At 57.0% G+C, this 16,573-nt stretch carries 11 protein-coding genes; 6 read left to right on the plus strand and 5 right to left on the minus strand.

Annotated elements, in window-relative coordinates:
- Window positions 1-109: 109 nt before the first annotated feature.
- The 4 genes from PM04_RS02170 (at window position 110) to PM04_RS02185 (ending at window position 6,538) form a co-directional block, all read left to right on the plus strand.
- On the plus strand, window positions 110-1,771 hold the full coding sequence (locus PM04_RS02170; protein WP_038003210.1) for an ABC transporter substrate-binding protein: 1,662 nt from the start codon (window positions 110-112) through the stop codon (window positions 1,769-1,771).
- Window positions 1,772-1,881: 110 nt separating this feature from the next.
- Window positions 1,882-2,970: an ABC transporter permease gene (locus PM04_RS02175; RefSeq protein WP_038003213.1), complete on the plus strand. Its 1,089-nt coding sequence runs from the start codon at window positions 1,882-1,884 to the stop codon at window positions 2,968-2,970.
- 13 nt (window positions 2,971-2,983) lie between these two features.
- Complete coding sequence (locus PM04_RS02180) at window positions 2,984-4,435, plus strand: ABC transporter permease (RefSeq protein ID WP_038003215.1); 1,452 nt, start codon at window positions 2,984-2,986, stop codon at window positions 4,433-4,435.
- 15 nt (window positions 4,436-4,450) lie between these two features.
- Entirely contained in the window at window positions 4,451-6,538 is a 2,088-nt protein-coding gene (locus tag PM04_RS02185) for an ABC transporter ATP-binding protein (protein ID WP_038003217.1), read from the plus strand.
- A gap of 60 nt (window positions 6,539-6,598) precedes the next feature.
- On the opposite strand, the gene putA is transcribed toward PM04_RS02185, so the two are convergent.
- The gene (gene putA, locus PM04_RS02190; RefSeq protein WP_038003219.1) at window positions 6,599-9,904 is read right to left on the minus strand and encodes a bifunctional proline dehydrogenase/L-glutamate gamma-semialdehyde dehydrogenase PutA; all 3,306 of its coding nucleotides are present in this window, start codon (window positions 9,902-9,904) and stop codon (window positions 6,599-6,601) included.
- A gap of 130 nt (window positions 9,905-10,034) precedes the next feature.
- On the opposite strand from putA, the gene PM04_RS02195 reads away from it, so the two are divergent.
- Window positions 10,035-10,502 (plus strand): Lrp/AsnC ligand binding domain-containing protein, encoded by a 468-nt coding sequence (locus PM04_RS02195; RefSeq protein WP_038003220.1) that lies wholly within the window; start codon window positions 10,035-10,037, stop codon window positions 10,500-10,502.
- Window positions 10,503-10,526: 24 nt separating this feature from the next.
- On the opposite strand, the gene ispG is transcribed toward PM04_RS02195, so the two are convergent.
- The 4 genes from ispG to PM04_RS02215 all read right to left on the minus strand — a co-directional run bounded on the left by ispG (window position 10,527) and on the right by PM04_RS02215 (window position 15,042).
- Window positions 10,527-11,648: a flavodoxin-dependent (E)-4-hydroxy-3-methylbut-2-enyl-diphosphate synthase gene (gene ispG / locus PM04_RS02200; protein WP_038003222.1), complete on the minus strand. Its 1,122-nt coding sequence runs from the start codon at window positions 11,646-11,648 to the stop codon at window positions 10,527-10,529.
- Window positions 11,649-11,756: 108 nt separating this feature from the next.
- The gene (locus PM04_RS02205) at window positions 11,757-13,010 is read right to left on the minus strand and encodes a helix-turn-helix domain-containing protein (RefSeq protein ID WP_038003224.1); all 1,254 of its coding nucleotides are present in this window, start codon (window positions 13,008-13,010) and stop codon (window positions 11,757-11,759) included.
- Between the two features lie 112 nt (window positions 13,011-13,122).
- Complete coding sequence (gene hemA / locus PM04_RS02210; protein WP_038003226.1) at window positions 13,123-14,346, minus strand: 5-aminolevulinate synthase; 1,224 nt, start codon at window positions 14,344-14,346, stop codon at window positions 13,123-13,125.
- A 120-nt stretch (window positions 14,347-14,466) separates the two neighbouring features.
- Window positions 14,467-15,042, minus strand: coding sequence for a hypothetical protein (locus PM04_RS02215; RefSeq protein ID WP_038003229.1), 576 nt, complete (start codon window positions 15,040-15,042; stop codon window positions 14,467-14,469).
- Window positions 15,043-15,154: 112 nt separating this feature from the next.
- Here PM04_RS02215 and PM04_RS02220 point away from each other — a divergent pair, with 112 nt between their 5' ends.
- Window positions 15,155-16,531 (plus strand): M20/M25/M40 family metallo-hydrolase, encoded by a 1,377-nt coding sequence (locus tag PM04_RS02220; RefSeq protein ID WP_038003231.1) that lies wholly within the window; start codon window positions 15,155-15,157, stop codon window positions 16,529-16,531.
- The last annotated feature ends 42 nt before the right edge of the window (window positions 16,532-16,573 follow it).

The raw sequence follows: 16,573 nt of genomic DNA on the forward strand, positions 1-16,573 counted from the left end.
AGGGGTTGGCCGATCAGTTTCTCGTTTAACGGGAAACGGTTTTGAACACGGCCAAAAATATCACCGCCCGCTTCGTGAATAAAAAATAATGTGTCACAGGGAGACTATAATGACGCAACCCAAAACACAGCTGCACCCCGCAGCGGAAATGTATGCGCGTGAGTTCAAGCAAGGCTTGCTCGATCGCCGTGAATTTCTGGTTCGGACCACCGCCCTCGGTGTAAGCGCAGCCGCTGCCTATTCTTTGATCGGCGCGACACCTGCGGCAGCCGCAGGCCACGCCCAGCAAGGCGGCAAAATCCGGATGCAGATGGAAGTCCGCGCCCTGAAGGACCCGCGTACGTTTGACTGGACCCAGATGGCCCACGTCACCGCCGGTTGGCTTGAGTACCTCGTGGAGTACAACTCCGACGGTACGTTCGAAGGCATGCTGCTTGAGAGCTGGGACGTAAACGACGACGCCACAGTCTACACGCTGAACGTGCGTAAAGGCGTCAAGTGGAACAACGGTGATGACTTCACTGCTGAGCACGTCGCGCACAACTTCCGCCGCTGGGCCGAGGCTGACGCCGAAGGCAACTCCATGGCTGCACGTGTAACATCCATTGTGGACCCAGAAACGAACGTGGCCGCTGAAGGCGCCATCGAAGTTGTCGACACGCACACCCTGCGCCTGAACCTGATCCAGCCCGACATCACAGTGATCCCCGGCATCGCGGACTACCCCGCCGCCGTGATCCACCCCGATCAGGACCCAGACAACATTCTGGGCCAGCAAATCGGTACAGGCCCATACCTCAACACCGAGCACTCGGTTGGTGTGAAGTCGGTTCTCGTGCGCAACGAAGATCACGACTGGTGGGGCTACGCTGCCGGCAAAGGCGCATATCTCGACACGATCGAGTACATCGACTACGGCACAGACCCCGCCGCTTGGGTGGCTGCTGCTGAAGCCGAAGAAGTCGACACGCTGTACGAAAACATCGGCGACTTTGTCGACATCTTCGACGCACTCGGCTGGGAAAAGTCCGAAGTTGCTACGGGTTCCACGATTGTTGTGCGCCCCAACCAGCTGGCCGAAGACGAAAATGGTGAGAAAATCTACGCCGACAAAGGTCTGCGTCAGGCAATCGCCATGGCTGTCGACAACGCCGTATGTAACGAGCTTGGCAATGCTGGTCGCGGTGTTCCTGCGGACAACTGCCACGTCGGCCCGGTACACCCCGAGCATGATGCTTCGGTCGGCCGTATTCCATTCGATCCCGCCAAAGCCAATGAGCTGCTGAAAGCTTCGGGTCGTGAGGACTATGAGTTCGAGATCCACTCGATCGACGACGATTGGCGCCGGAACACAACCGACGCTGTTGCCGCTCAGCTGCGCGACGCGGGCTTCAAGGTCAAGCGGACCATCCTGCCCGGTTCGACCTTCTGGAACGACTGGACGAAATACGCGTTCTCGTCGACCAACTGGAACCACCGGCCACTGGGCACACAGGTTCTGGGTCTGGCCTACCGCTCCGGCGTTGCATGGAACGAGTTTGCTTGGTCCAACCCTGAGTTCGACGCGCTTCTGTCCGAAGCCAACTCGATCGCAGATGCTGGCAAGCGTCGTGAAGTGATGTCCAAAATTCAGGCCATCGTGATCGACGAAGGTGTGACGATCCAGCCGTACTGGCGTGCGTTGTACCGTCACACGGTCCCTGGTTTTGTGGGCACAGATATGCACATCGCGTACCTGCCACAGATCTACAAATGGGGTGTTGCGGCTTAATAGCCCTTCAACCAAAGCAAACCGCGCCCTTAATCCGGGCGCGGTTTCACCATTCAGGCCAATGAGATGCCGGCAGCGGCACATGGTCCAGACAGCTATAGGGAACCCACATGGGACTGTTCATCCTCAGACGTTTGGGGGTGATGATACTGACGGCGCTTTGCCTGACGTTCATCGTCTTCACACTGACCAACCTCTACCCCAACCTTGAGAAGCTCGCCAAAACCGAAGGCAACTTCCGCATGTCCGACGAACAAGTCGACAGTTGGTTGGGCAGCAACGGGCACCTTGATCCGATGTTGGTCAAATACGGTCGCTGGCTGGGCGTAGCCCCGGGATGGACCCATCAGGATTCTGACGGCAACCTGCGGGGACGCTGCATTACCCCCGGCATGGAAAACCCCGAGAACGCCGCCACCTATTGTGGTGTGTTGCAGGGTCACTGGGGCTTTTCCTCGGTATTCAAAGAAAACGTGGGGCAAATCGTAGGCCAGAACCTTGGGCTTACGGGTAAGCTGATGTTCTGGGTGATGATCGTCATGGTTCCCGGCGCGCTGATAGTAGGTGTGCTTGCGGGCATGAACGAAGGCTCTCGCACGGACCGGACGCTGTCTACATTTTCGATCACAACGACCGCGACGCCGGAATATGTGTCGGGTGTGATCTTTATTGCGGTGCTTGCGGCCTCGGCCTCTCCGCTGAACGAATTCTTGCGAGGTGCCGGTTGGATCGAGGGCCGGACCCTGTTCAAAGGCACCGCGACCAGCGCGATGGAAGACGCCAACTTCTGGAACTTCTTCCTGCCGGTGATCACGATCGCACTTTACGGGATGGGCTACATCGCCCGGATGACCCGCGCCTCAATGACTGAGGTCATGACCGCGCAATACGTCCGGACCGCGCGTCTCAAAGGCGTGGCGTTCAAAACCATCGTCCTAAAGCACGCCCTCCGCAATGCGCTCATCGCGCCCTTCACCGTCATCATGCTGCAATTCCCGTGGCTTTTGAACGGTGTGGTGATTGTTGAGACCCTGTTTAACTACAAAGGCTTCGGTTGGACGCTGGTCCAAGCCGCGGGCAACAACGACATTGAGCTGCTGCTCGGCGTTTCGGTTGTCTCAGTGTTTGTAGTGCTGTTCACCCAGCTGATTTCTGACATCGGCTACGTTTTCCTCAACCCGCGCATTCGCATTTCTTAAGGAGGCCTGAGACATGGAACCATTAACCTGGACAGGCAGCCTTGGCACGGTCCTGAACCCCGCATTAGGTGTCAGCCTTGCGGTGCTCGTGGCGGGCGTTTTGCTGCAATCCCTACTCGCATTTTTCCAACCCGAGGAACGCATCAGCTTTAACGCCGACGGCACGGCTGTGGCCACAGGCGGCTTCAACGGCCTGTTGAAAGCGATCATCAAGTGGTCCTTCGCGGCACTTGTTCTGACGCTGGTGGGCTACATCGCCGGCGGCATTATCACGGGCCACACCAATGGCGGCATTTTTGGCGGCATCATCCGGCAATTCGTGCCCGTATGGGGCGCGCTGGTTGCGACCTTCGGTCTGTCGTTCGTCTACAAGCGCCGCCTTGGCCTTTATGGCAAACTCTTTGACAGCACTGTTGGCATGATCGGTTTTGGCCTCGTGATGTTCTGGGCCTACACGGCGCTGTTCTATGGGATGTTCGGCTGGATCATCACCCATGAGCCGCTCGAGGTCGCCTCGGGCATGAAGAACAAGGTCCCCGGCACGCCCTTCCGCGGCGCCGAAGAAGGCGACTTTCCGTTCTACCTTTTGGGCGGTGACAACCTTTCACGCGATGTGTTCTCGCGGATGATCGCAGGCTCCACAGTCGTGATGCAGATCGCCCCGCTGGCCACATTGTTCGCGTTTATGGTGGGCATCACACTCGGCCTGCCTGCGGGTTACCGGGGTGGCTTGCTCGACACGGTTCTGTCGTTCCTTGCCAACCTGATCCTCGCTTTCCCGGTGATCTTGCTGTTCTACCTTCTGGTCACACCAGAGATCGTGGAAACCGGCCTGCCGTCCTACATGGCTATGTTCTTGTTCCTCGCGCCGATCATTTTTACCGGCGTTCTGATCAACTCACGGTTCTACACACAGCCGCCCAAGCGCAACCTGTACATGGCCGTGGCGCTTACGCCGATGGTCTTGTTGTATGTTTGGCTGGTCTCTGACAGCTCGACACCTGTGTCGTTCATTCCCGCCAGCTTGGATGCGTTCAACGTGCCCGGCGGTATCCTTGTTGTGTTCGTCTCGGTGGTGTTCGTAAACTCACCCACCGTGTTCCGGATCGTTCGCGGCCTAACGCTGGATATCAAAACCCGCGACTACGTCGCCGCCGCGCAAACCCGCGGTGAAGGGGCTTGGTACATCATGCTGTGGGAAATCCTGCCCAACGCGCGCGGTCCGCTGATCGTGGATTTCTGCCTGCGTATTGGTTACACCACTATCCTTCTCGGGACCTTGGGCTTCTTTGGCCTCGGTCTGCCACCGGAAAGCCCGGATTGGGGATCCACGATTAACGAGGGCCGTAAGCTCTTGTCGATCTACCCCCACCCCGCGCTTCCGCCCTCCTTCGCGTTGTTGAGCCTTGTTCTGGGGCTGAACCTGCTGGCCGATGGCCTGCGCGAAGAGAGCCTGAAAGACTGATCCGGAGACGATGACATGAGTAAGACACCCGATTACGACGGTCCCATTCTCGAAATTGATCGCCTGTCGATTTCGTTTTTCACCCGGCTGCGGGAAATTCCTGCGGTGATGGATTTCTCTGTGACCGTACAACCCGGTGAGGCCGTTGGCCTTGTGGGCGAGTCCGGTTGCGGCAAATCCACCGTGGCCCTTGGGGTCATGCAGGACCTTGGCAAGAACGGCCGCATTGTCGGCGGATCGATCAAGTTCAAGGGCCAAGACCTAGGCGAGATGTCGATGGAAGAGCTGCGCGATATTCGCGGCAATGAAATCGCCATGATCTATCAAGAGCCCATGGCGTCGCTGAACCCCGCAATGCGGATCGGCAAGCAGCTCATGGAGGTGCCGATGATCCACGAGGGCGTGTCAGAGGCCGAGGCCTACAAGCGCGCCCTTGAGGTTGTGACCGACGTCAAATTGCCCGACCCGGAGCGGATGCTGAAATCCTTTCCGCACCAATTGTCGGGCGGACAACAACAGCGGATCGTGATCGCGATGGCGCTGATGTCGAAACCATCGCTGCTTATTCTTGATGAGCCAACAACCGCGCTGGACGTGACCGTTGAGGCCGCGATTGTTGAGCTGGTCCGGGACCTTGGGCGTAAGTACGGCACATCCATGCTGTTCATCTCGCACAACCTTGGGCTGGTTCTCGAAACCTGTGACCGGCTGTGCGTGATGTATTCGGGCGAAGCGGTTGAGCGTGGCTCGATTGCGGATGTGTTCGATGACATGAAGCACCCCTACACGCAGGCGTTGTTCCGTTCGATCCCGCTGCCGGGTGCGGACAAAAACGCACGTCCTCTGGTCGCGATCCCGGGCAACTTTCCCCTGCCCCATGAACGTCCTCCGGGCTGTAACTTTGGCCCGCGCTGCGATTACTTTGAGGCCGGGCGTTGTGATGCAACGGACATCAAGATGGCTCCGATTGACGGCAATGACCGTCATGAATCCCGCTGTCTGAAGTTTGAAGAAATCGACTGGAACGCACCTATCACCGTGGCCGAGGCCAAGGAAAAAGCACCGGTCGGAGATGTCGTCCTCAAGATGGAAGACCTCAAGAAATACTACGAGGTCGCGGCAAACGCGCTGTTTGGAGGCGGTGAGAAGAAAGTGGTCAAGGCGAACGAAACGCTCAGCTTTGAGGCCCGCGAGTCTGAGACACTGGCAATTGTGGGTGAATCCGGTTGCGGCAAATCCACCTTTGCGAAGGTCCTCATGGGCCTTGAGACGGCGACAGAGGGTAAGATCACCCTCGGCAATCTGCCCATCCAAGACACGCCCATCGACAAGCGCGATACCAAGACAATTGCCGATGTTCAGATGGTCTTTCAGAACCCGTTTGATACGCTGAACCCCTCCATGACGGTGGGTCGCCAGATCATTCGCGCGCTTGAGATTTTCGACATTGGCGACAATGACGAAGAGCGGCACGACCGGATGCTCAAGCTTTTGGATCTGGTCAAACTGCCCCGCGCCTTTGCGGATCGGATGCCGCGTCAGCTGTCCGGTGGACAAAAGCAGCGTGTCGGTATTGCGCGCGCCTTTGCAGGTGATGCGCGGATCGTTGTGGCGGATGAACCTGTTTCTGCGCTCGATGTGTCGGTGCAGGCCGCCGTGACCGATCTGTTGATGGAAATCCAGCGCGAGAACAAAACCACGCTCCTGTTCATCTCCCACGATTTGTCGATTGTGCGGTATCTGAGCGACCGCGTGATGGTGATGTACCTCGGCCACGTGGTTGAATTGGGCACCACCGATCAGGTCTTTAGCCCGCCCTATCACCCCTACACCGAGGCGCTTTTGTCGGCTGTTCCAATCGCCGACACCTCGGTTGAGAAAAAGCACATCGTGCTTGAGGGCGATATCCCATCGGCGATGAACCCACCCAGTGGTTGCCCGTTCCAAACGCGCTGCAGGTGGAAAGATCAGGTGCCAAACGGTCTATGCGACAAAGAGGTCCCGCCTGTTCGTCAGTTGGGCGATGGGCATCAGGTCAAATGCCACTTGGCCGATGACATCCTCGCGCGGATGGAACCGGTCATCAAAATCGCTGCTGAGTAAGCATATATCTAAGGGGCCGAGTGAAAACTTGACCCCTTTTCAGTTTCTTATGGGGTGGGGTTAAACCTCATCCATGCTCGCCAACAGCGAAGCATTCCCCCCCGAAGCGGTCGTATCCACGCTGATCACTTGTTCAAGCCAGAGCCAGTTTTGGAATGTCTTGTCCGTCCACAAAGGCGTAATTTGCCCCTCAAGTCCTGCCAGAGCGACCGCAATGTCACGTCCATTGTCACCCCAGTAAACCGCCCCCTCCAGATCAAGCAAAGCCAGTGAAGTCAGGTCAACGGCACTGCAATCAACGGCTTCAGCTCCGCTGGCACCGACCTGCTGCATCTGCGCTGTTAAATCGGCAGGTGTCGGGCCAAAGCACCCAATCCGCCCGCGCGGCATCACGCGGTAGCGGTTCGACTCTCCCGTTGGCCCCGGCAGGCTGAGCGTGCCATCGGGCGTAGACAAGACCAAGCCGCGATGAAAGCGGGCGACATAGCGGGGCCCACCAGCCTTTGGGCCCGTCCCGCTCAGGCCGTGCCCACCAAAGGGTTGGCTTCCAACCACAGCGCCAATTTGGTTTCGGTTAACATAGATGTTGCCCGCGTGAACCTGTTGGCTGATCTCTTCTACACGGCTGTCGATCCGGCTGTGCAGCCCGAACGTCAAGCCATAGCCCGACGCGTTAATATCCGCGATGACCTGAGGCAATTCACCAGCCGCAAAGGTTGCGATGTGACAGACAGGGCCAAACACTTCATCCGCCAAGTCATTGATCCCATTGACCTGCAAGAGCGTCGGGGCCACATGTTGCGATCCGCCCTTTGGCCCCTGATGCACGATTGTGCTGGCTGCGATGTGCGCATCAATGCGCGCTTTGGCTGTGGTGTCGATGATCGGGCCAACGTCAGTAGCGAAATCGGTCGCGTCCCCGACAACCAATGCATCCATCGCCCCGGTGAGCATTTCGGTTAACGCAGGCGCGATGTCTTCTTGGACGTAAAGCATCCGAAGCGCCGAGCATCGCTGCCCCGCGGATTGGAACGCACTGGCAATGATATCGCGTACGGCCTGCACCAGCAGCGCGGTGCTGTCCACAATCATCGCGTTCTGCCCCCCGGTTTCCGCGATCAACGGCGTACCAGGGGTGAGTGCGGTCGCCATAGTACGATTGATACGTTGAGCCGTCGCGGTTGAGCCGGTGAAAGCGACAGCATTGATCCCAGCCGTTCCGGTCAAAATCGGGCCGACAATCGCGCCTTCCCCAGCAACCAACCGTAAACATTCTGGCGGCACACCTGCATCGGTCAGAAGCGATACGGCGTAGTCCGCGATCAACGACGTCTGCTCCGCTGGCTTGGCAAGCACCCCATTGCCCGCCGCCAACGCCGCCGCAATCTGACCGGTGAAGATCGCCAAGGGAAAGTTCCAAGGCGAGATGCACGTCACGATACCAACACTGTCTGTTTGATCCGAAAAATCTGCATAGTACCTTAGAAAATCAACGGCTTCTCGGATTTCATTAATGCAATCGATGAGTGTCTTTCCAGCCTCGCGCATAAGCAGAGAGATCAGGTGTACCCGCTCAGCCTCATACAGATCCGCAGCCCGGCACAATACTGCGCGGCGACTTTCTGGGTCTGCCGTCCAAGGAGTAACCTCGGTGATCGCCTGAACGGCGTCTGCTGCCGTGGCCCATCGCGTGATCCCTACGATATCGTCACGCCCCGGACTGGCGACTGTTTTCTGTACACTTCCAATAGATTGCGCGCCTTCCCAAGTTCTATCCGCCACGGCATCAAGTGCGGCTTGAAGCTTTGAGCGGGCATCAGGATCGGCCCAATCAAACCCATCCGAATTCTCTCGCGGCGCGAATATTTCCCGTGGCTCACACAGCTTGCTTTGCTGGCTGGCAAGAGCTGTGATCGGGTCAGCAACCACTTCAGAAACCGGGCGTGATTCATCAACAATTTGGTTCACAAACGATGAATTTGCGCCGTTTTCCAACAAGCGACGCACCAAATAGGCCAACAGATCACGATGCGCGCCAACGGGTGCATAGATCCGAGTTTGGGTTCCATAGGTTGCACGAAGATGATCATGAAGCGCCTCACCCATCCCATGAAGTCTTTGAAATTCAAATGCTTGTGGCGCTAAATTCATGTTAATTATTGCCGCAACAGTATGGGCGTTGTGGGTCGCGAACTGTGGGTAGATGTGATCAATCATCCCGGCAAGTTGATGGGCACAGGCGATATAGCTGGCGTCGGTCGCGGCTTTGCGTGTGAACACGGGGTATGAGGCAAGGCCGAGGGTTTGTGCCTGTTTGATCTCGGTGTCCCAATAGGCGCCCTTCACCAACCGCACCATGATCCGCCGGTCGTGATCTTGTGCCAATTGAGACAACCAGTCGATCACCGCAGAGGCGCGCTTACCGTAGGCCTGCACCACGACCCCAAAGCCATCCCATCCGGCCAACTCAGGATCAGTCAAGACCGCCTCGATTACGTCTAGCGAGAGGTCGAGGCGATCAGCCTCTTCGGCGTCGATATTCAAGCCAATGTTTGCGCTTGCAGCCTGTTGTGCAAGCGCTTTCACTCGAGGCACAAGAACCTCCATGACGCGATCACGGTGCAAGGGCTCATACCGCTCAAACAGCGCTGATAGTTTGATGGAAATACCCGGTCGCGTGCGGATATCGTCGCCCTTGGCTGCCGCCATTGCGGCAATGGCATTGGTGTAGGCTGCCATGTAGCGACGAGCATTGGCGTCAGTGCGCGCGGCTTCCCCCAGCATGTCGTAGCTGTAGCTTTCGCCACGGGCCTCACGCACGCTTGCTCGCGACATGGCGGATTGGATCGTCTCGCCCAATACGAACTGACGACCCATCTCCTTCATCGCACTGCGCACCGCTTTGCGAATGACCGGCTCACCCATTCGTTTGATTGCATTGTGTAAAACACCTGCAACGGATCTATCCGTATCCAGCAGCTTGCCCGTCAAAAACAGCGCCCAAGTGGAGGCATTCACCAACGGAGAATGTGCCGCGCCGAGATGCTTACCCCAGTCGGAAGGGGCGATTTTATCTTCAATCAATGTGTCCATTGTGTCGGCGTCAGGGACCCGCAACAAGGCCTCCGCGAGGCACATCAACGCCACACCTTCCTCTGTATTGAGGCCGTATTCGGCTAGAAAAACCTCCATCAAAGCGGGACGTGCATCCTTTCGCAGGTGCTCCACGAATGTGGTCGCAACCGCCTCAATGCGGGCGCGTTTTGCTGGGTCTGGAAGGAAGTGTGCAAGGCGCTCTAGGACCTCGGCCTCTGGCGCATATGTTCTGTCGCGGATGATCTGACGGATCGTGTTTGTGTCGCTCATGAAGGCCTCCCAATGTTGGGAACAGAATACAGGCTTCACATGAGGTTATTTTCTGTATATTTATTCACAGGAGATTTTATTTCCTTAATTTTATGAATTCGACAGTAATTTCGAGAATGAAAGCCACCGCATGTCTCTCTTATCGTCTTTAGATGCTTTTGATCATGCTATTCTCAAAGCAGTCTCTGAGGATGGGCGCATTACGCTCAAAGATCTCTCTGAAAGGGTCGGGCTTTCGAAAACGCCCTGTCAAGCAAGGTTAAAGCGGCTCGAAAAGCTTGGCGTGATTCGAGGGTATCGCGCCATCCTGGATCCCATTAAGCTTGGGCGCGCTCATGTGGCTTTCGTTGAAATCCGGCTCAAGGACACGCGCGCGCGCGCCCTGAATGACTTTAACCGCGCTGTGCAAAGCCACCCCGAAATTGAGCAATGCCATATGATCGCTGGAAGTTTCGACTATATGCTAAAGGTCAGAACGACCGACATTGCTGCCTATCGGACATTTCTTGGGGAGACGCTCAGCACGTTGCCCCATGTTTCACACTCGTCCACGCATGTGAGCATGGAGAGTGTAAAGGAAGATAGGTTTTACGATTAAGACCAGCGGCCTACAGCGCGGAGTTCATTCAGCCGCGTTTGCCGTCGCATCGATTTCAGCGGCTTTTTTCTCCACCTGTTCTACGATGTGGTCGACCATTTGCGCGTTGTCTAGCTTATGACTTTGCGCACCAGCCAGATACACCATGCCCGATCCGTTGCCGCCACCTGTAAACCCGACGTCTGTCATTAATGCTTCGCCCGGGCCATTCACCACACAGCCGATAATCGATAACGACATTGGGGTCTTGATGTGAGCGAGCCTATCCTCGAGTGTTTCAACCGTTTTGATTACATCGAAACCCTGCCGTGCACAGGACGGACAGGAAATAATGTTAACGCCACGATGACGTAGGCCAAGGGACTTAAGGATTTCGTAGCCAACCTTAACTTCCTCTACCGGATCAGCAGACAGAGACACACGGATCGTGTCACCAATACCCATCCAAAGCAGATTGCCGAGGCCAATCGCGGATTTGATCGTGCCGGACGTTAGGCCACCAGCCTCTGTGATGCCGAGGTGGATTGGCGCATCTGTGGCTTCCGCGAGGCCTTGATAAGCCGCAGCTGCCATAAACACATCTGATGCTTTGCAGCTGATCTTGAATTCGTGAAAGTCGTTATCTTGGAGGATGCGAATGTGATCCAGCCCACTTTCAATCATGGCGTCGGGACAAGGTTCCCCATATTTTTCAAGAAGGTGCTTCTCAAGCGAGCCCGCGTTCACGCCAATCCGGATGGAGCAATTGTGGTCGCGTGCAGCCTTGATCACTTCTTTCACGCGGTTGGAATCACCAATGTTGCCAGGGTTGATCCGCAAACACGCCGCACCAGCTTCGGCCGCCTCAATCCCACGTTTATAATGAAAGTGAATGTCGGCCACGATTGGCACAGGGCTTTCAGCAACGATTTCCTTCAGCGCCTTTGAGCTGGCCTGATCAGGCACCGACACGCGCACGATGTCTGCGCCAGCGTCGGCACAGGCCAATACCTGCTTGATCGTCGCTGAAGCATCCGTCGTTAACGTATTGGTCATGGTTTGAACGGTAATAGGGGCATCACCGCCGACCGGAACGGAGCCAACCATGATTTGCCGGCTTTTGCGCCGGTCAATCTGACGCCAGGGGCGAATGGAATGAAGTGACATGGCGCGGAACCTTCTTGGCATTCTAAGTTGGTAAGAATGTAAACCTGTCAACTTCGCCTGACAATGCGCCACAACGCATTATTCGGGATAAGTCGCGATAAAGGTGGGCTATTCGGTTGGTGCGATATCGGCACTCGGCAACGACAACTCGGCCACAACCGTCGCCAAGTCACGGTCAGCCTCGGGATCGGCGACAGCGTAACTTGCGACAACACTTGTCGGAGCCAGCTCAATCCCACGAGACACCGATGTACCCTGCCCGACTGGGCCGTAAGTCTGACCGTTGAGGCGGAAGTAAACAGAACCGCTGTTACCCGCATGCAAGGATGAGGTCAGCTCATCGCGCGGGATGGTATAGCTATCACCTGCATCGAGGATTTGTTCAAACAGGACCGAGCCATCAGCAGACGACACCCGGACCCAAGCTGGACGCACAGCGAACAGCACAACTTCATCTTGTGGCTTTTCAGTAACTTGCGGGATCTGAGGCTCTGGCTCTTCGACAAACATTGGTACGTCGATGGACGCGATTTGCGCCCCCAGAGTCGGTGTCGCCGTACGTGTAGACAGGTCCGGTGCGTCTGGTCCTGCCAAAGCCCCAATCGCGCCGGGACGAATTGTGGAAATTGGCGCATCGCGGGCAACCAAAACGGGTACGTCCAATGGATCGGGGCGATACAAGCGATCGAGCGCTTCCACAGATGGAGCTTGCCGTCCCACGGCAGCCACAGGGGCATCAGACGCAATCGCATCAGCCAAGGGATCGACCAGTTGTGCAATAACATCAGGAGCCTGCTCAACAGGAGCGACTTGTACCTGCTGAATTTCTTGAAACACGGACCAGCCACCAAAGCCGATCCCCGCCATCAAAAGCGTCAAGACTGCGACTGATCCAAGCGCACCGGGATCAACGCTGCCAAACGCGGGTCCCGCGTGCTGTACAAACGGACGGTTCGCACGCGCCATGACGTCCGCCGAATTTCCGGTGATCGGGGCATTTAATGCAGGTTTCGCGCGATTATCGCTATTCAACTGAGATGCAGCGCCGTGAATGCCCTCAAATCCGCTTTCAAGACAGAAACGTGCGAATGTTTCCTCAGGCTCCATGCCAAGATACCGCGCATAGGACCGCACGTAGCCCGCGATAAAGCCCGGTGTTTCAAAGGCTGAGGTGTCACAATCCTCAATCGCCGCAATGTAGGTGGCTTTGATCCGCAGATCACGCTGCACCTCGAGCAACGATTTGCCGAGCGTGGCGCGTTCCCCGCGCATGACATCCCCAAGACGCAGCTCAAAGCTGTCAAAGCCGCGTTGCGGCACCGTCTCTTCGGTCGTGCTAGAGTCGAAATATCGGCCGAACACCGCGACGCCTCACCGTTTTTGCCTACTCGATACGCGCCGTGGAAATGAATCATTCCCCAGACGTCTTCCTGTGATCGTAGCAGGTTAACGCGCTCAATGCACCTATTCTGATTTAGCCGGTCATCTCGGCACGATTCAGCGCACAATGAGACCAAAGGCTATCCATCGCATGCACCAAATCGTCGATCATATCGGGCGTATGGACGGGGGACGGCGTGAACCTAAGCCGTTCGGTTCCGCGTGGTACGGTGGGAAAATTAATCGGCTGCACATAGACCCCGTGATCCGACAATAGCCGGTCCGAGATCATTTTGCATTTCACCGGATCACCCACATGAACGGGCACAATATGGCTGCCGTGATCGATGATCGGTAGCCCCAAACCGCGCAGACGCATCTTCAAAATACGTGCATGATCTTGCTGCATGTCACGCAGTTTCTGCTCTGTTTTCAGGACCTTAACAGATGCTGCTGCACCTGCGGCCACGGCAGGCGGGAGTGATGTGGTAAAGATGAACCCCGGCGCATAGGAGCGCACCGCATCGGCCATCCGAGCGCTGGTCGCGATATATCCGCCCATCACCCCATAGGCCTTGGCCAGTGTGCCATTGATGATATCGATCCGGTCCATCAGCCCGTCACGCTCGGCCACACCAGCGCCCCTTGGGCCGTACATTCCAACAGCGTGGACCTCGTCAATATAGGTCAGCGCGTTGAATTCATCCGCAATGTCGCAAATTTCTTCTATGAGACCAAAATCCCCGTCCATGGAGTAAATTGACTCGAATGCGATCAACTTAGGTAAAGCCGGGTCATCAGCGGCCAGCAATTCGCGTAAATGTGCCAAATCATTGTGCCGAAAGATCCGCTTGGCCCCGCCATTGCGGCGAACGCCTTCAATCATCGAGGCATGGTTCAATGCGTCGGAATAAATGATCAAACCGGGCAGCAATTTCGGCAAAGTGCTAAGCGTGGCGTCATTCGCAATGTAGGCAGAGGTGAACAAAAGCGCGGCTTCTTTGCCGTGCAGATCGGCAACCTCAGCCTCTAGTGCGTTGTGATAAACCGTCGTGCCCGAGATATTGCGTGTACCGCCAGACCCCGCGCCGGTCGCATCCAGCGCCTCTTTCATCGCGTCCAAAACGACAGGATGTTGCCCCATGCCAAGATAGTCGTTGCCACACCAAACGGTGATGTCCTGCTCAGTCCCGTCGGGGCGCGTCCAAACCGCGTGGGGGAACTGGCCGCGACGCCGTTCAATATCGATAAACGTGCGGTACCGCCCCTCGGCGTGCAGGGTCTCGATCGCTTGGTCGACTGCTTTATCGTAGTTCATCCTGCTCTCCGTGTGTCTTGGCGGCCCTTCCGCGGCGCCTTAACTTTCGTCCATAGGTAGAGTTATGCCCGGCCTGCAACGAGGTTACAAAAGGTCGCGCATTGCGTTCTTTGGCGCGATCTAGTCCCGCACCACAACTTTGCAATCCTGCGCGCTACATGCTTGCAGCGCAGCCGCATCGTCAGGTCCCCAACCCCAAAGCCCGCTTTGCGCCGAAATCGCGAAAGATCTGGACCCTTTGGCCTTGCGATACTCGGCATCAAACCCCGCTGTCGCGCCCATGCTCAACTGCAACGCGCGCCCTGCCCGGTACCGTTTGGGCAAGATATCAGCCGCGACAGCACAAGCCGCAGCCCCTTCACGGCGTTTGCCATTGCAATCGGCCAAGGCCAACGCTCGCGCGACCTCAACGCTGTGATGGTTGGCCGCCGCAACGGTGGCTTCTGACAGAAGGCCTTCGTCGGGCGAATATGCGATCGCCCCATAGTATTGTTGTGTGGGACCAATGCTTTGCACGATGTCTCGGTCGCTTTGCGATAGCGGGATTGTGGTTGAGACCTCAGCCACCGAGGCCCGGGTGCCAAACAACATGCGCCACGCCTCTTTGGCGCCGGGCAACGTGTCACTCGATGCGGCAGGCATAGCGCCGGCCAACGTTAGCCCCCCCACCAAGGCCCATGCATTCATCTTGCGCATCGCGAACTCCCCCATCGATTGAAACCTGTTCTAGCCCGCCAATTCCGAACGTTCCAGTCTGGACACCCTTACCCGCGCTTGGCACTCTAAGAAAAAATCCCGGAGCCTTGTTATGACCCTAGATGCCACGCTTGCCCGCGTTGATGCCGACCTTGAGCCCGCTCTGGACCGACTGATGACGCTTTTGCGCATTCCGTCGATCTCGACCGACCCCGCCTTTGCAAAAGATTGCCAGGCAGCAGCGGATCACCTTGTTGGTGTGTTGGAGGAATTGGGCATCACCGCCAAGGCCCATCCGACACCCGGTCACCCGATGGTTGTGGGGTATAGCGATGGCCCCGGCCCGCACCTGCTATTTTATGGCCACTACGACGTGCAACCCGTTGATCCGATTGATCTGTGGCACAGGGACCCGTTCGACCCCGCGATTGAGGATACCGCCAAAGGACAAGTTATTCGCGGCCGGGGCGCGGCGGATGACAAGGGTCAGTTGATGACTTTCCTAGAGGCGCTGCGGGCGATCAAAGCCGAAACCGGAACACTGCCCTGCAAGTTGACCGTGCTGTTCGAGGGAGAGGAGGAATCCGGCTCTCCCTCACTCGTGCCGTTCATGAAAGCGCACGCAGAGGAACTCCAAGCTGACATCGCGGTGATTTGCGACACCGGGCTTTATGGCCACGACACGCCTGCGATCATCACCATGTTGCGCGGATTGTTGGGCGAAGAGCTGACGATCACTGGACCTAAGCTAGACCTACACTCCGGCATGTACGGCGGCATCGCGATGAACCCGGCCCGCGTTTTGGTGGATATCCTATCCAACCTCCATGATGATAACGGCACCGTCCAAGTCCCCGGGTTTTATGAAAATATCCCTGAGGTGCCCGAGGATGTGCAGGCCCAGTGGGACGCGCTTGGCTTTGATCCGTCGGCGTTTTTGGGTGATGTCGGCCTATCGATCCCAGCGGGTGAGCAAGATCGCACGCCTCTGCAAATGATCTGGTCCCGCCCCACCGCCGAAATTAACGGCATGACATCCGGCTACACTGGTGACGGCTTCAAAACCGTCCTCCCGTCAATCGCTTCTGCCAAGGTGTCGTTTCGCATGGTCGCGGGCCAAGACCCAGACGCCATCCGGATCGCCTTCCGCGACTGGGTCCGGGCGCAGCTTCCTGCGGATTGCACAGTGGAATTCAAATCCCATGGGGCGTCTCCGGCATCCAGCATGGACCTCAACCACCCCGTCTTTGACGCCGCCCGCCGCGGGTTGAGCGAAGAATGGCCAAACCCAGCTGCTTTTGTCGGCGCAGGCGGCTCGATCCCGATTGCCGGTTACTTCCAAGACATCCTCGACCTGCAAAGCCTGCTTGTTGGCTTTTCACGCGCGGATGACGGGTTGCACTCCCCTAATGAAAAGTACGACGTCGAAAGCTTTCATAAGGGCACACGCAGCTGGGTTAGAATTCTGGATGAAATCGCCAAAATGTAAGCGCTTGCACGGGGATGAAAGCGAACATCATTGAGTCGCCCT

Source organism: Thalassobacter sp. 16PALIMAR09 (genome assembly GCF_000765485.1).
GTDB lineage: Bacteria > Pseudomonadota > Alphaproteobacteria > Rhodobacterales > Rhodobacteraceae > Thalassobacter > Thalassobacter stenotrophicus.

What these genes read in the sequence shown, in the direction of transcription:
- hemA (WP_038003226.1), bottom strand. Translation starts at nt 14,346, where the DNA reads ATGAACTACGATAAAGCAGTCGACCAAGCGATCGAGACCCTGCACGCC.
- PM04_RS02195 (WP_038003220.1), top strand. Translation starts at nt 10,035, where the DNA reads ATGTCTCTCTTATCGTCTTTAGATGCTTTTGATCATGCTATTCTCAAA.
- putA (WP_038003219.1), bottom strand. Translation starts at nt 9,904, where the DNA reads ATGAGCGACACAAACACGATCCGTCAGATCATCCGCGACAGAACATAT.
- PM04_RS02185 (WP_038003217.1), top strand. Translation starts at nt 4,451, where the DNA reads ATGAGTAAGACACCCGATTACGACGGTCCCATTCTCGAAATTGATCGC.
- PM04_RS02170 (WP_038003210.1), top strand. Translation starts at nt 110, where the DNA reads ATGACGCAACCCAAAACACAGCTGCACCCCGCAGCGGAAATGTATGCG.
- PM04_RS02215 (WP_038003229.1), bottom strand. Translation starts at nt 15,042, where the DNA reads ATGCGCAAGATGAATGCATGGGCCTTGGTGGGGGGGCTAACGTTGGCC.
- PM04_RS02180 (WP_038003215.1), top strand. Translation starts at nt 2,984, where the DNA reads ATGGAACCATTAACCTGGACAGGCAGCCTTGGCACGGTCCTGAACCCC.
- PM04_RS02175 (WP_038003213.1), top strand. Translation starts at nt 1,882, where the DNA reads ATGGGACTGTTCATCCTCAGACGTTTGGGGGTGATGATACTGACGGCG.
- ispG (WP_038003222.1), bottom strand. Translation starts at nt 11,648, where the DNA reads ATGTCACTTCATTCCATTCGCCCCTGGCGTCAGATTGACCGGCGCAAA.
- PM04_RS02220 (WP_038003231.1), top strand. Translation starts at nt 15,155, where the DNA reads ATGACCCTAGATGCCACGCTTGCCCGCGTTGATGCCGACCTTGAGCCC.